Source organism: Novosphingobium rosa NBRC 15208, from assembly GCF_001598555.1.
GTDB classification, from domain to species: domain Bacteria; phylum Pseudomonadota; class Alphaproteobacteria; order Sphingomonadales; family Sphingomonadaceae; genus Novosphingobium; species Novosphingobium rosa.
This window is the reverse complement of the sequence record NZ_BCZE01000079.1, coordinates 19,870-33,287: the sequence shown is the minus strand read 5'-3', so window position 1 is coordinate 33,287 and position 13,418 is coordinate 19,870. Positions and strand designations below refer to the sequence as shown.

The 13,418-nt window shown below is 65.3% G+C and carries 11 protein-coding genes; 4 read left to right on the top strand and 7 right to left on the bottom strand.

The genetic code is table 11. The features are described from left to right. Positions 1–223 (bottom strand): enoyl-CoA hydratase/isomerase family protein (locus SR3_RS24765; protein ID WP_174549189.1); only part of this gene is annotated, 223 nt, incomplete at its 3' end. After that, positions 220–1,362 carry an acyl-CoA dehydrogenase family protein gene (locus tag SR3_RS24760; RefSeq protein ID WP_068092064.1) on the bottom strand — a complete coding sequence of 381 codons (1,143 nt, stop codon included), beginning with the start codon at positions 1,360–1,362 and terminating at the stop codon, positions 220–222. The genes SR3_RS24765 and SR3_RS24760, both read right to left, overlap by 4 nt. Positions 1,363–1,568: 206 nt before the next feature. On the opposite strand from SR3_RS24760, the gene SR3_RS24755 reads away from it, so the two are divergent. The 3 genes from SR3_RS24755 to SR3_RS24745 all read left to right on the top strand — a co-directional run bounded on the left by SR3_RS24755 (position 1,569) and on the right by SR3_RS24745 (position 3,780). Next, positions 1,569–2,060, top strand: coding sequence for a flavin reductase family protein (locus tag SR3_RS24755; protein WP_068092074.1), 492 nt, complete (start codon positions 1,569–1,571; stop codon positions 2,058–2,060). Between the two features lie 178 nt (positions 2,061–2,238). Continuing rightward, entirely contained in the window at positions 2,239–2,697 is a 459-nt protein-coding gene (locus tag SR3_RS24750; RefSeq protein ID WP_169805705.1) for a chemotaxis protein CheW, read from the top strand. 117 nt (positions 2,698–2,814) lie between these two features. Continuing rightward, a complete protein-coding gene (locus SR3_RS24745) occupies positions 2,815–3,780 on the top strand; it encodes an HpcH/HpaI aldolase/citrate lyase family protein (protein WP_281198742.1) in 966 nt (321 codons plus the stop codon). A gap of 259 nt (positions 3,781–4,039) precedes the next feature. Here SR3_RS24745 and SR3_RS24740 read toward each other — a convergent pair whose 3' ends face one another. From SR3_RS24740 to SR3_RS24725, 4 genes are all read right to left on the bottom strand, one after another. Continuing rightward, positions 4,040–4,798 carry a 3'(2'),5'-bisphosphate nucleotidase CysQ gene (locus SR3_RS24740; RefSeq protein ID WP_068092058.1) on the bottom strand — a complete coding sequence of 253 codons (759 nt, stop codon included), beginning with the start codon at positions 4,796–4,798 and terminating at the stop codon, positions 4,040–4,042. Then, positions 4,798–6,756, bottom strand: a complete 1,959-nt coding sequence (cysN, locus tag SR3_RS24735) for a sulfate adenylyltransferase subunit CysN (protein ID WP_068092055.1) — start codon at positions 6,754–6,756, stop codon at positions 4,798–4,800. The genes SR3_RS24740 and cysN overlap by 1 nt, the downstream gene beginning before the upstream one ends. Then, a complete protein-coding gene (cysD, locus tag SR3_RS24730) occupies positions 6,756–7,661 on the bottom strand; it encodes a sulfate adenylyltransferase subunit CysD (RefSeq protein ID WP_068092053.1) in 906 nt (301 codons plus the stop codon). Before cysD ends, cysN begins: the two co-directional genes overlap by 1 nt. 136 nt (positions 7,662–7,797) lie before the next feature. Beyond that, positions 7,798–8,670 carry a sulfite exporter TauE/SafE family protein gene (locus tag SR3_RS24725; RefSeq protein ID WP_169805704.1) on the bottom strand — a complete coding sequence of 291 codons (873 nt, stop codon included), beginning with the start codon at positions 8,668–8,670 and terminating at the stop codon, positions 7,798–7,800. Positions 8,671–9,035: 365 nt separating this feature from the next. Here SR3_RS24725 and SR3_RS24720 point away from each other — a divergent pair, with 365 nt between their 5' ends. Beyond that, entirely contained in the window at positions 9,036–12,380 is a 3,345-nt protein-coding gene (locus SR3_RS24720) for a glycosyltransferase (protein WP_068092051.1), read from the top strand. Between the two features lie 255 nt (positions 12,381–12,635). Here the strand turns inward: SR3_RS24720 and pstB are convergent, their stop codons facing one another. Further along, positions 12,636–13,409, bottom strand: a complete 774-nt coding sequence (gene pstB, locus SR3_RS24715; protein ID WP_068092048.1) for a phosphate ABC transporter ATP-binding protein PstB — start codon at positions 13,407–13,409, stop codon at positions 12,636–12,638. Positions 13,410–13,418 lie beyond the last annotated feature (9 nt).

The following is a 13,418-nucleotide window of genomic DNA, read 5'->3' as shown; positions in this document are numbered from 1 at the left end:
GGGCCGCCGCCACATCGCCACCCGCGCAGAAGCCCCGCCCCTCGGCGTGATCGATGATCACCACGCTGACCAGCGGATCGTCGCGCCAGGCCAGCAGCGCTCCGGCCATCAGCGCGATCATTTCGGGGTTCAGCGCATGCAGGGCGCGCGGTCGGTTGAGGGACAGGACACCGGCGGCGCCCCGGCGCTGCACCAGAACGGGCAGATCTTGCGCTGCGCTCATGTCAGCAGATCGCGTGCGATAATCATGCGCATCACCTCATTTGTGCCTTCGAGGATACGGTGAACGCGCAAGTCGCGCCAGAACCGTTCAATCGGATAGTCGCGCAAATAACCGTATCCGCCAAACAATTGCAGCGCCTGATCGACGATGGTCGAACCCGAATCGCTCGCCAGCCTTTTGGCCATGGCGGCAAAGCGGGTCTTGTCCGGCGCGCCCGATGTCACCTTGGCGGCGGCCAGATAGAGCAGCGCGCGGGCGGCCTCCAGATCGGTGGCCATGTCGGCGATGCGGAACTGGGTGTTCTGGAACGCGGCGATGGGCTGGCCGAACTGCCTGCGCTCCTTCACATAGGCGATGCTCTCATCCAGACAGCGCTGCGCCCCGCCCAGCGAGCAGGCCCCGATGTTGAGCCGCCCACCGTCCAGCCCGGCCATGGCGATGCGAAAGCCCTGTCCCTCATCGCCCAGCCGGTTGGCCGCGGGCACCCGCACATTCTCCAGAATCACCGGAGCGGTGGGGCTGGCATGCCATCCCAGCTTGTCCTCCTGCTTGCCGAAGGAGAGGCCCTTCATGTCCTTCTCCACCGCAAAGCAGGAGATGCCGCGCGGCCCCGCCTCGCCGGTGCGCGCCATCACCAGATAGAGATCGTTGTAGCCCGCGCCGGAGATGAACTGTTTGGTGCCGTTGAGGATATAATCATCCCCATCGCGCCGCGCCGTGCTGACCAGCGCCGCCGCATCCGAGCCCGAACCCGGCTCGGTGAGGCAATAGGAGGCGATGGCCTCCATCGTCACCAGCGAAGGCAGCCACTGGGCCTTCAAGGCATCGGAGCCGAAGCTGTCGACCATCCATGTCGCCATATTGTGGATCGAGACGAAAGCGCTGGTGGCCGGGCAGCCATAGGACAGCGCCTCCATCACCAGCGCGGCCTCCAGTCGGCCCAGACCCGCCCCGCCGCCCTCGGGCGAGACATAGATCGAGCCCAGCCCCAGCGCGCCGGCCTCTTTCCACACCTCGACGGGGTAATGGTGTTCGGCATCCCAGCGCGCCGCGTTGGGCGTGATGGCCTGAGCGGTGAAGCCGCGCGCCATATCCTGAATGGCCAGCTGATCGTCACTGAGTTGGAAGGGATCGCTCATGGTAGGAACCTCTCGCCAAATAAGCCTTAATGGGGTGGCGGTGTCTCTCGGCACGCCTTAACCGATCGATTAACACGAGTGAGCAGGGGGCGTAAAGGGATCGGCGTGGTCCTATGAGCATCTCGCGCTTGCGGCATGGGCTTGCCTCTGGCACCAGCCTGTCCATCCCCGGTCGCTTCGGCCCGGTCCGTTCAGAAAGCCTGCCTGTGTCTGTCACCGCCATCGACCCCGCCCTGTTCCGCCAGACCCTGGGCCATTATCCCACGGGCGTGGCCGCCGTGACCGCGCTGGATGCCGAGGGGAACGTGCTGGCGCTGGTGGTGGGCAGCTTCACCTCGGTCAGCCTCGATCCGCCGCTGGTGGGCTTTCTGCCCGACAAGCGCTCGACCACATGGCCGCAGATCCATGCCGCGGGGCATTTCGCGGTGAACATTCTGGGCTCCGACCAGACGCTGCTCTGCCGCCAGCTGGCGGGCAAGGGCGAGAAGATGGCGGGCGTGGCCTGGCATGTGAGCGACAACAATCTGCCCATTCTGGACGAGGCGCTGGTCTCGATCGAATGCAAGATCGCCTGGGTGCATGAGGCGGGCGACCACCATTTCGTGCTGGGACAGGTGCTGGACATGAAGGTGCAGCGCGAGGGCGACCCGATGCTGTTCCATCGCGGGCAATATGGCGGTTTCGCCACGCTGGGCTAAAGCCCGGCTTTTCAACGCATCCCTACAAATTGACCGATTGTTCCATCGCGGGTGCAACGGATTTGAACCCATCTGGCCTTGCCCTCATCTCCTGTTGAGCCGATTTTCAGGGCTCAACAGGGGTATGGGCAGCAACCTGCCCGGCAGCACCTGCCGGACAAGCCAGAAAGAACGGGTCATGAGTCGCGAATGCATCATCTTCGAGGTGGAAGGGCAGAGCTTTGCCCTCGATATCGGCACCATCCGCGAAATCCGCGACTGGTCGCCCCTCACCCGCGTGCCGGGCCTGCCCGCCGACGTTGTGGGCGTCACCAGCGATCACGGCGCGATCCTGCCGGTGATCGACCTGTCGCTGCGGCTGGGCTGGAACCCCATCGCCAACAGCGAAAGCCACTCGATCATCATCGTCCAGTTCGACGATCACACCTGCGCGCTGGTGGTGGAACAGGTCGGCGATCTGGTCCTGATCGACGAGGAGGCCCTGCTGCCCCCGCCAGACCTTGGCAACACCGCCCCGGCGAACACCGCCCTGCGCTTCATCGAAGGTCTGGCCCCCTATCGCGAGGGGATGGTGCAGCTGCTGGACATCGCCGCGCTGACCGAGGATTGCGTGATGCACCGCCTCCATTCAGCCTGAACGAGATACCGCCAGACGGGGCCTGCGTCTGACAGGGCTTGACCGCTTGCGCCCGATCAAGGCACCCCGGTCAGGAAATGGCCAGAACGGCCAGCACCTTACGCCGGAGACCAGCCCATGACGCAGATCCCCCAGAGCGAGCCTGCCGCCATCCCTCTTTCCGAAAGCGATTCACCCACCGCCCCATTGCCCTTGGCGCCCATCCCCTCGCTGGCGGCTCGCTTTGCCGACCGGCCCCGCCGCAGCGCGCTCTTCATGCCCGCCTCCAACCCGCGCGCGCTGGCCAAGGCTCGCAGCCTGCCCGCCGATGTGATCGTCCTCGATCTGGAAGACGCCGTTGCGCCCGAACTGAAGGATGAGGCCCGCCAGGCCGCCCTCGCCACCGTCTATGCCGGCGGCTTCGGCCATCGCGAGATCGCCATCCGCGTCAACGGCCTCGACACCCCATGGGGCGCGGAAGACCTGGCCGCCGTCGCCGACAGCGGCGTGGACGCCATTCTGGTGCCGAAGGTGACCGGCCCGCAGGACGTGCTGAGCTGGCATGAAGCCCTCTCCACCGCCCCTGCCGAGCTGCAGCTGTGGACCATGATCGAAAGCTGCGCCTCGGTGCTGCGCCTCGATGCCATCGGCGCGCTGGCGGCCTCCACGCGGCTGAGCCTGTGGATGATCGGCACCAACGACCTCGCCCGCGAGATGCGCGCCCGCCCCGGCCCGGACCGTGCGGTGTTCCAGCCGCTGCTGACCTTTGCCGTGGCGGCCGCGCGAGCCCACGGGCTGGCGATCCTCGATGCGGTCTGCAACGATTTCCGCGACCTCGACCGCTTCCGCGCGGAATGCGAACAAGCGCTGATGCTGGGCTTCGACGGCAAGAGCCTGATCCACCCCGATCAGGTCGGCCCCTGCAACGAGGTCTTCACGCCGAGTGTGGAGGAGCTGGAGGCGGCCCAGCGTATCCTCGATGCCTTCGCTTCGCCCGAGGCTGCGGGCAAGGGCGCGATCCGCGTGGATGGGCGCATGGTGGAGCTGCTGCATCTGGAAGAGGCGCGGCGGTTGATCGCTTTGGCTCGGAAAATCAGCGAGTAAGAAGGGAAGAGGAAAAGCGAGGGCCATCGCCCTCGCGCTCCCTTTCATGTCTACGTCGCGCACAGGGTTCGGCCTTGGAGCAACGTCGCCGCGCCGCAGGCGTTTAAAACGCCTGCACAAGCCTATCGTTTTTTAGAATACCTGCCTGCGGCGCCCTAGGTCACGCAGGTGGAGAGCCGGGGCACTCCATTTCGGCACCACTGCCTTATCGTCGGGAGACGTAACGGGAGCGCGAGGGCGATGGCCCTCGCTTTTCCCTTTAAACCTTCATCAAACCCCGAACTTCTTCCAGAACCCGCTCCGCATGTTCTTTGCGGCAGATCAGCAGATCGGGCAGCCACGGGTTGGGCATGTTGTACACCAGCGGCGCGCCATCGATGCGCGACACATGCAGCCCATGCGCCAGAGCCACGGCGGCGGGTGCGCAATTGTCCCACTCATATTGCCCGCCGGAATGGAGGTAGATATCCGCCTCGCCGTGGACCACCGCCATGGCCTTCGCGCCCGCCGAGCCCATGGGCACCAGCTCCGCGCCCAAAGCCTCGGCCACGGCCACGGCCTCGCGCGCGGGGCGCGAGCGGCTCACCAGCATGCGCAGCTTTTCCGGTGCGGGGGGCACAGGCTGGGGCTTGTCGGAGCGGAAGACCAGCCCTGGCCCCGGCAGCGCCACCGCGCCCAGCGCAGGCTTGCCGCCGATGGACAGGCCGATATGCACGGCCCAGTCGGCACGCTCCTGACCATATTCGCTGGTGCCATCGACGGGGTCGATGATCCAGACGCGTTCCTTGGTCAGGCGCTCGGGCGTGTCCTTGCTTTCCTCCGAGAGGATGCCGTCCTCCGGGCGCTGCTGCGCCAGCGCCGCCATCAGGAAGGCATTGGCGGCGGCGTCGCCCGCCTTGCCCAGCGCCTTGCCATGGACGAGGCGGCAATCGCGCGTGGCGATCAGGATGCGTCCGGCGGCAGCGGCAAGCTGCGCGGCCAGTTCGGCATCATCGGGGATAAGGCTTGGCTGTTCCATCAGATAACCGGCATCCAGACGCCCAGCAGGCGATCGACAATCAATTCCGCAGCCTCTTCGCTAGATAGGCGCGTTGTGTCGATATGCAACTCGGGCTTTTCCGGAGCTTCATAGGGGCTATCGATCCCGGTGAAGTTTTCCAGCTGCCCGGCGCGGGCCTTTTTGTAGAGGCCCTTCACGTCGCGCGCCTCGGCCACCTCAAGCGGGGTGTCCACGAAGACTTCGAGGAACTCGCCGTCGGGGATCAGGCCGCGTGCCAGCTCGCGCTCGGCGCGGAAGGGGCTGATGAAGGCGGTGATGACGATCAGCCCGGCATCGGTCATCAGGCGGGCCACTTCGGCGACGCGGCGGATGTTCTCGATGCGGTCGGCCTCGGTGAAGCCCAGATCCTTGTTGAGGCCGTGCCGCACATTGTCGCCATCGAGCAGGAAGGTGTGCTTGCCCAGCGCATGCAGCTTCTTCTCGACCAGATTGGCGATGGTGCTCTTGCCGGAGCCCGAGAGGCCGGTGAACCACAGCACGGCGGGCTTCTGGTTCTTAAGGCCCGCATGCGCCTCGCGGCTGATGTCCAGCGCCTGCCAATGCACGTTCTGCGCACGGCGCAGCGCGTGGGTGAGCATGCCCGCGCCCACGGTGGCATTGGTGATCTTGTCGATCAGGATAAAGCCGCCCAGCGTGTGGCTGTCGGTATAGGGCTCGAAGGTGATCGGGCGGTCGGTGGCGACCTGTGCCACGCCGATGGCGTTGAGGCCCAGCGTTTTGGCGGCGCAATGCTCCATCGTGTTGACATTGATGGTGTATTCCGGCGCGTGAACGGTGGCGGATACCATCTGCGTGCCGAGTTTCAGCCAATAGGCACGGCCCGGGATCAGCGCGTCATCGGCCATCCACACCAGAGAGGCCTCGAACTGGTCGGCCACCTCGGGCGGGTTGGCGGCGGCGGCGATCACATCGCCGCGCGAGCAGTCGATCTCGTCGGCGAAGGTCAGCGTGACGGACTGGCCCGCGACGGCCTCTTCCAGATCGCCATCCAGCGTGACGATGCGCGCGACCTTGCTGGTCTTGCCAGAAGGCACCACGCGGATCTCATCGCCCGGCTTCACGCTGCCGCTGGCGATCAGGCCCGCGAAACCACGGAAGTCCAGATTGGGGCGGTTGACCCACTGCACCGGCATGCGGAAGGGCTTGGCGGCCTCGCGCGTGCTGTCCACCTCGACGGTTTCGAGATGATCGACCAGCGTGCGCCCGAAATAGGCCGGAGCCTTGTACCACGGCGTGTTGTCAGACAGGCTGGTGATGTTGTCGCCCATATAGCCGCTGATCGGCAGGGCGGTGAACTGCTTCACCCCGATGCTCTCGGCGAAGGCGCGGTAATCGGCGACGATCTCGTCGAAACGGGCCTGATCGTAGCCGACCAGATCCATCTTGTTCACCGCCAGCACCAGATTCTTGATGCCAATCAGATGCGCCAGAAAGGTGTGGCGGCGGGTCTGGGTGAGCACACCCTTGCGCGCATCGATCAGGATCACGGCCAGATCGGCGGTGGAAGCGCCGGTCACCATGTTGCGCGTGTACTGCTCATGGCCGGGGGTGTCGGCCACGATGAACTTGCGCTTTTCGGTGCCGAAGAAGCGATAGGCGACATCGATGGTGATGCCCTGCTCGCGCTCGGCGGCCAGACCATCGACCAGCAGGGCGAAATCGATCCCCTGCCCCTGCGTGCCCACCTTTTTGGAGTCAGCCTCCAGCGCGGCGAGCTGATCCTCGAAGATCATCTTCGAATCATAGAGCAGCCGCCCGATCAGCGTGGACTTGCCATCATCCACCGACCCGCAGGTGATGAAGCGCAGCATCGTCTTGTGCTGATGGACGTTGAGATAGGCGTCGATGTCCTCGGCGATCAGCGCGTCGGTGACATAGATCGGATCGGCAGCGGGGTTTTCGATTTGCGTGGCCATCAGAAATATCCCTGCTGCTTCTTCACTTCCATGCCCGCGCCGCCGGCGTCCTTGTCGATGGCGCGGCCCTGCCGCTCGCTGGTGGTGGTGAGCAGCGTTTCCTGAATCACCTCGGGCAGCGTGGCTGCCGTGCTTTCGACAGCGCCGGTCAGCGGATAGCAGCCCAAAGTGCGGAAACGGATCGAGCGCGTGCGCACCTCCTCGCCGGGTTTCAGCGGAAAGCGGTCATCATCCACCATCAGCAGCATGCCGTCGCGCTCCACCGTGGGGCGCGGCGCGGCGAAGTACAGCGGCACGATGGGAATGTCGTTGAGGTGGATATACTGCCACACATCCAGCTCGGTCCAGTTGCTGATCGGGAAGACGCGGATGCTCTCCCCCTTGGCCTTGCGGGCGTTGTAGAGGTTCCACAGCTCGGGCCGCTGGTTCTTCGGGTCCCAGCCGTGGCTGGCGGTGCGGAAGGAGAAGATGCGCTCCTTGGCGCGGCTCTTTTCCTCGTCGCGGCGGGCGCCGCCAAATGCGGCATCGAAGCCATAGAGGTCCAGCGCTTGCTTCAGCCCTTCGGTCTTCCACATATCGGTGTGCAGGCTGCCATGGTCGAAGGGGTTGATGCCCTTCTCCTTGGCCTCGGGGTTCTGATAGACCAGCAGCTCCATGCCGCTGATCTCGGCCATCTGCTGGCGCAGCTCATACATGGCGCGGAACTTCCACGTCGTGTCGACATGCAGCAGCGGGAAAGGCGGTGGAGCCGGGTAAAAAGCCTTGCGCGCCAGATGCAGCATCACCGCCGAATCCTTGCCCACCGAATAGAGCATCACCGGCTTGTCAGCCTCGGCCACCACCTCGCGGATGATGTGGATGCTCTCGGCCTCCAGGCGCTCAAGATGGGTCAGGGTTCTGGTCATGGGCTCGTTTCTGACTGTGTGGATCGCGAGGAATCGCAGGCTTCGCGGATGGCGCCCGATCTGGGAGTTCACCCGGTCAAAGGCAAACAAGCGATTCTTGGGGGCAGCATAGATTGAGCGCTGCTTATAAGGCCGCTTACCGCGACGCGGGCTCAGCCGGAGCGCTCACTTCGGCAGGCGCCTTGGCCTTCTTGTGCGGCGTCAGCACCTTGGTCGCCAGCTGCCAGGCCGAAACAGCCAGCACCAGCGCCAGGATCGGGCGCAGCACCTTGTCGGGCGCGCGGCTGGACACCAGACTGCCCACGATCACGCCGGGGATCGAGCCCACCAGCAGATTGACCAGCAGCAGTCCGTTCACATCACCGATGATCCAGTGCCCCACGCCCGAAACCAGCGTCAGCGGCACGGCATGGGCAATATCGGTGCCCACGATGCGCGCCACCGGCTGCCCGGGATAGAGCAGGATCAGGATCGTCACGCCGATGGCGCCCGCGCCGACCGAGGAAAAGGTCACCGCCGCGCCCAGCACCGCGCCCAGCAGAATGGTGAAGAGCGCCGTGCTGCGGCCCGGCGCTCCGCTGTTCCCGCGAGAGGTCGCGTAATCGATCAGCTTCTGCTGGAACAGCACGGTGATCGAGGTAAAGACCAGCATCACCGCCACCACCAGCAGCATGATGTTCTGCGCCGAGGCGGGCGGATGCGACATCTGGCTCAGCACCATCAGCGACAGCACCGAGGCCGGAATGCTGCCTGCCGCCAGCAGGCCCACGATCGACCAGCTGACCGTGGCGCGGAAACCATGCACGGCGGAGCCCACCGTCTTGGTGCCGGCCGCGAACAGCAGATCGGTGCCCACCGCCGTCTGGGGGTTCACGCCGAACATCAGCACCAGCAGCGGGGTCATCAGCGATCCGCCGCCCACGCCCGTCAGCCCGACCAGCAGGCCCACCATCAGCCCGGCCACCGCATGCATTTCGTCCAACTGGCCGACCAAGGTGCCGATGCTCATCCGCGCGCATTCCCTAACTCATGACCTGCGCGTGTTCAGGTGCGCCCGAAGCACAAGGCTCTGGGGCCACGCCATGGATTCGGCGACAGACTGCCTATCCTGCCACGCCGAAACCGGCACCGCCAGAGCAGGCGCCGGAGCGGGTCAGTTCAGCGCGGGGTAAGGATCGCCAACTCTATTGGCAAGATAGACTACCCGGCACCCCCACATAGATTTTCTGTATGCGGGCCATGCCGTGCCCGGATCGCGGCCCGGCAGCAAACATGCAGCAAATTCGTTTCCCACGCGCGATGCCGATGCTAGAGCGACCTCTCGCGGCGTCCTCTCGGGGATGCCTCAAGGTTTTCAGCATGGGTGGGCATTAGGTGGCAAGGCCGGTTTTCTTTGATCCTTCGGGGCGCCGGCGGCGCTGGACGCGGCGCGGCGTGTTTGCCGCCCTGCTCCTGCTGGTGCTGGCCGCCGTGGGCTTTGCCTCCACCGTGGTGTCGATCCCCGCGCCCTCGCCGCTGCCGCTGGGTTTTGAACGCCGCACCCCGCTGCGCTTCCGCGCGCAGGTCAGCCAGCTGTCGCATGGCATCACCAGCCTGTTTGCCGGGGCCCCCAAGCCGCGCCCGGGCAAGGTGACGCAAAAGCCCGTCTCGGTGGGCTTCTACACCACCTGGTCGGACAGTTCCGCGCCCAGCCTGGTGCGCCATATCGGCCAGCTCGACTGGGTGGCGCCCACCACGCTGGCCATCGACAAGACCGGCAATGTCGTCGAGCATGAGGATCAGGCCTTCCGCCGCATCATGCTGGGCAGCCTGCGCCGCCCGCTGGTGGTCGATGTGCTGCAGAATGTGGTGGGTGACGATTTCTCGGGCGCGGCCACGCAGGCGCTGTTCCACTCGCCCGCCAAGCGCAAGGCGATGATCGCCGCGCTGATCGCCTTCCTCGACCGCACGGGCGACGCGGGCATCATGTTCGATTTCGAATCGGTCGATGCGCGGGACATGCCCGCCTATCGCGAGCTGATCGGCGAGACCAATGCCGCGCTCGACAAGAAGGGCAAGATCGTCTCGGTCACCCTGCCCATGGAGGGCGAAGGCTGGAGCCCGTCGCAATTCGCCGCCGTCTCCGACAAGATCGTGCTGATGGCCTATGACGAGCACTGGCAGTCCGGCAAATCCGGCCCCATCGCGTCGAACGACTGGTTCACCCAGAAGATGACCAAGGCGCTGCAGGGCATGCCCGCCGACAAGGTGATCGTGGCGCTGGGCTCCTATGGCTATGACTGGCCCAAGGACAAGCCCGCCGAGAGCCTTTCGGTGGAAGAGGCCTGGCTGGCCGCGCATGATTCCAATGCCACGCCGATGTTCGATCGCGGCAGCGGCAACACCGGCTTCTCCTATCAGGAAGGCGATCTGCGCCACGATGTGTGGATGCTGGACGCCGCCGCCAGCTGGAACCAGATGCGCATCCTCTCGCATCTGGGTATCGGCAGCGTGGCGCTGTGGCGTCTGGGCACCGAAGACCCGGGCTTCTGGCAGGCGCTGGGCACGTGGCGCGCGGGAAACGGCACGCCTAACCTCAGCCAGATCACCCAGAGCAGCAATGCCGACGTGGAAGGTCAGGGCGAGATTCTGCGCATCACCGCCACCCCCACCAATGGCGAGCGCGAGGTCAGCTTCGATCCCAAGACCGGCCTTGCCCACAATGTCAGCTACGCCAAGCTGCCCACGCCCTATGTGGTGCAGCGCACCGGCGGCGCGAACCCCAAGCTTTTGGCCCTGACCTTCGACGACGGGCCCGACCCCAAATGGACCCCGCAAATCCTCTCGATTCTGGAACAATATAAGGTGCCTGGCACCTTTTTTGTCATTGGCGAGAATGGCGTGGCTAACAAGGAAATCCTGCAGCGCATGGTCGCCGCCGGGATGGAGCTGGGCAATCACAGCTACACCCACCCCAACATGGCCAATTCCACCAGCACCAGCATCAATCTGGAGCTGAACGCCACCCGCCGCTTGATCGAGGCCTACACCGGCCGCTCGATCCGCCTGTTCCGCGCCCCCTATTTCGGTGACGCCGAGCCGACCACGGCGGACGAACTCGTCCCCGCCAAGATCGCGCAGGACCATGGCTATACGGTCGTCGGCCTCCACATCGACACCGAGGACTGGCAGACGCCGGGCGTGCAGCGCATCCTTGACGAAACCTTCCGTCAGGTCGCCGCCGCCACGCCGGAAAAGACCGCCAATGTCATCCTGCTTCACGATGGCGGCGGCGATCGCGCCCAGACCATCATGGCCCTGCCCGCGATCATCACCGGCCTGCGCCAGCGTGGCTACACCTTCGTGCCCATCTCGCAACTGGCGGGCCTGACGCATGAGCAGGTGATGCCGCCGGTGGAAGGCTATGACCTGCTCGCCGTGCGCGCCGACGTCTTCGCCTTCACCTCGCTCGATGTCATCCTGAAGGTGCTGAACTGGACCTTCTTCTTCGCCATCGCGCTGGGCGTGATCCGCTCGATCAGCCTTGTCGTGCTGGCCCTGCTGCCGGGCCGCCGCCCCGCGCCCACGCCCGATGCCACCTTCCGCCCCAAGGTCACCGTCATCATCCCCTGCTTCAACGAGGAGAAGGTGATCGAAAGCTCAGTGCAGCGCATCCTGCAATCGACCTATCCCTATCTCGACGTGATCGTGGCCGATGACGGTTCGAAGGACCGCACCAGCGCCATCGTGTCCGAACAGTTCGGAAGCAACCCGCGCGTCCGCCTGATGACTCTGGAGAACGGCGGCAAGGCGGCGGCGCTCAACCGCGCGCTGAAGGAGGCCACGGGCGAGATCATCGTCGCGCTCGACGCCGACACGCAGTTCGAGAAGGAAACCGTGCTGCGGCTGGTGCGCTGGTTCATCGATCCGCGCATCGGCGCCGTGGCGGGCAACGCCAAGGTGGGCAACCGCGTGAATCTGGTCACCCGCTGGCAGGCCGTGGAATACACCACCGCCCAGAACATCGAGCGCCGCGCCCTCACCCAGTTCGACGCCATCATGGTGGTGCCCGGCGCCGTGGGCGCATGGCGCCGCAAGGCGCTGTCGGAAGTCGGCGGCTATCCCGAGGACACGCTGGCCGAGGATCAGGATCTGACCATCGCCATCCAGCGCAAGAAGTGGAAAATCGCCTACGACGAGGACGCCGTGGCATGGACGGAAGCCCCCGAAAGCTTCGCCGCCCTTGCCAAGCAGCGCTTCCGCTGGTCCTTCGGCACGCTGCAGTGCCTGTGGAAGCACCGCAAGATCCTGCGCAAGGGCAAGCCGGGCGGTCTGGCCTTCATCGGCGTGCCTCAGGCCTGGCTGTTCCAGATCGTCTTCGCCTGCATCTCGCCCTTTATCGATCTGGCGCTGGTGATCTCGATCATCGGCACGATCCTGCGCGCGCTCCAGCACGGCTGGGCCCAGACCCAGACCGATGTGATCCGCATGGGGATCTACTGGGCGTCGTTTACGTTGATCGATCTGGCCTGCGGCTTCGCGGCCTATCGCATGGACGTGCGCGACAAGAAGTTCCGCCCTTTCCTGCTGCTGTCCCAGCGTTTCGTCTATCGCCAGCTGATGTATTCGGTGGTGATCCGGGCGGTGTCGGCGGCTCTGCGCGGCGTGGGCACCGGTTGGGGCAAGCTGGAACGCACAGGCCGCGTGAGTGCGCCGGAGCTGGTGAAAGAGGACGTTTGAAGAGATAAGTGCGAGGGCCATCGCCCTCGCGCTCCCTTTCATGTCTGCGTAGCGCTTCGGGTTCGGCATTGCGCTTCGTTTGCGGCGGCGCAGGCAGAAAACGCCGGGCGCCGTGCTATCAGGATAATTGCCTGCGGCGCCTTAGGTCACGCAGGTGGAGAGCCGGGGCGCTTCATTTCGGCACCCCTGGCCTTTCGTCGGAAGACGTCATGGGAGCGCGAGGGGGTAAGCCCCTCGCATCTTCCTTCTCACGTCTTACCCGTACCTTCCGGTCACATAATCCCGCAAAGCCTGCGTTTCCGGCTTCACGAACACATCGGTGGAGTGCCCGAATTCCACCATCCGCCCGCCCAGCATAAAGCCGGTGTAATCCGATATCCGCGCCGCCTGCTGCAAATTGTGCGTGACGATCACGATGGTGAAGCTGTGCTTCAGATCCACCAGAGCGGTTTCCAGCTTGGCCGTGGACAAAGGGTCCAAAGCCGAGGCGGGCTCGTCCAAAAGCAGCACCTCGGGCTGCACCGCGATGCCCCGCGCCACGCACAAACGCTGCTGCTGGCCGCCTGACAGGGCAAGGCCGGAGCTGTGCAGCTTGTCCTTCACCTCGTCCCACAGGGCGGCGCGGATCAGGGCGTTCTCGACGATCTCGTCCATCTCGCGGCGGGAGACGCGGCGCTGCAGCTGGACGCCAAAGGCGATGTTGTCGTGGATCGACATGGGGAACGGCGTGGGGCGCTGAAAGACCATGCCGATGCGGGCGCGCAGGGCGGCCAGATCGGTGGCGGGGGCCAGGATGTTCTCGCCCTCGAACAGGATGCGGCCCTGCGCACGCTGGGCGTGATAGAGCATGTAGATGCGGTTGAGCGAGCGCAGCAGCGTGGATTTGCCGCAGCCGGACGGCCCGATCAGCGCGGTGATCTGGCCACGCGCGACAGGCAGGTCCACGCCGTGGAGCGCCTGCTGCTGGCCATAGAAGAAATCGAGGCCGGTGACGTCGATCACCCGATCGGCCTCCAATGGGGCGTTCATCACGCTTGG

Bases quoted from the DNA above. Each gene is read 5' to 3' on its own strand.
- pstB (WP_068092048.1), bottom strand. From the start codon at position 13,409: ATGAACGCCCCATTGGAGGCCGATCGGGTGATCGACGTCACCGGCCTC.
- SR3_RS24740 (WP_068092058.1), bottom strand. From the start codon at position 4,798: ATGGAACAGCCAAGCCTTATCCCCGATGATGCCGAACTGGCCGCGCAG.
- SR3_RS24750 (WP_169805705.1), top strand. From the start codon at position 2,239: ATGAGTCGCGAATGCATCATCTTCGAGGTGGAAGGGCAGAGCTTTGCC.
- SR3_RS24760 (WP_068092064.1), bottom strand. From the start codon at position 1,362: ATGAGCGATCCCTTCCAACTCAGTGACGATCAGCTGGCCATTCAGGAT.
- SR3_RS24725 (WP_169805704.1), bottom strand. From the start codon at position 8,670: ATGAGCATCGGCACCTTGGTCGGCCAGTTGGACGAAATGCATGCGGTG.
- SR3_RS24745 (WP_281198742.1), top strand. From the start codon at position 2,815: ATGACGCAGATCCCCCAGAGCGAGCCTGCCGCCATCCCTCTTTCCGAA.
- cysD (WP_068092053.1), bottom strand. From the start codon at position 7,661: ATGACCAGAACCCTGACCCATCTTGAGCGCCTGGAGGCCGAGAGCATC.
- cysN (WP_068092055.1), bottom strand. From the start codon at position 6,756: ATGGCCACGCAAATCGAAAACCCCGCTGCCGATCCGATCTATGTCACC.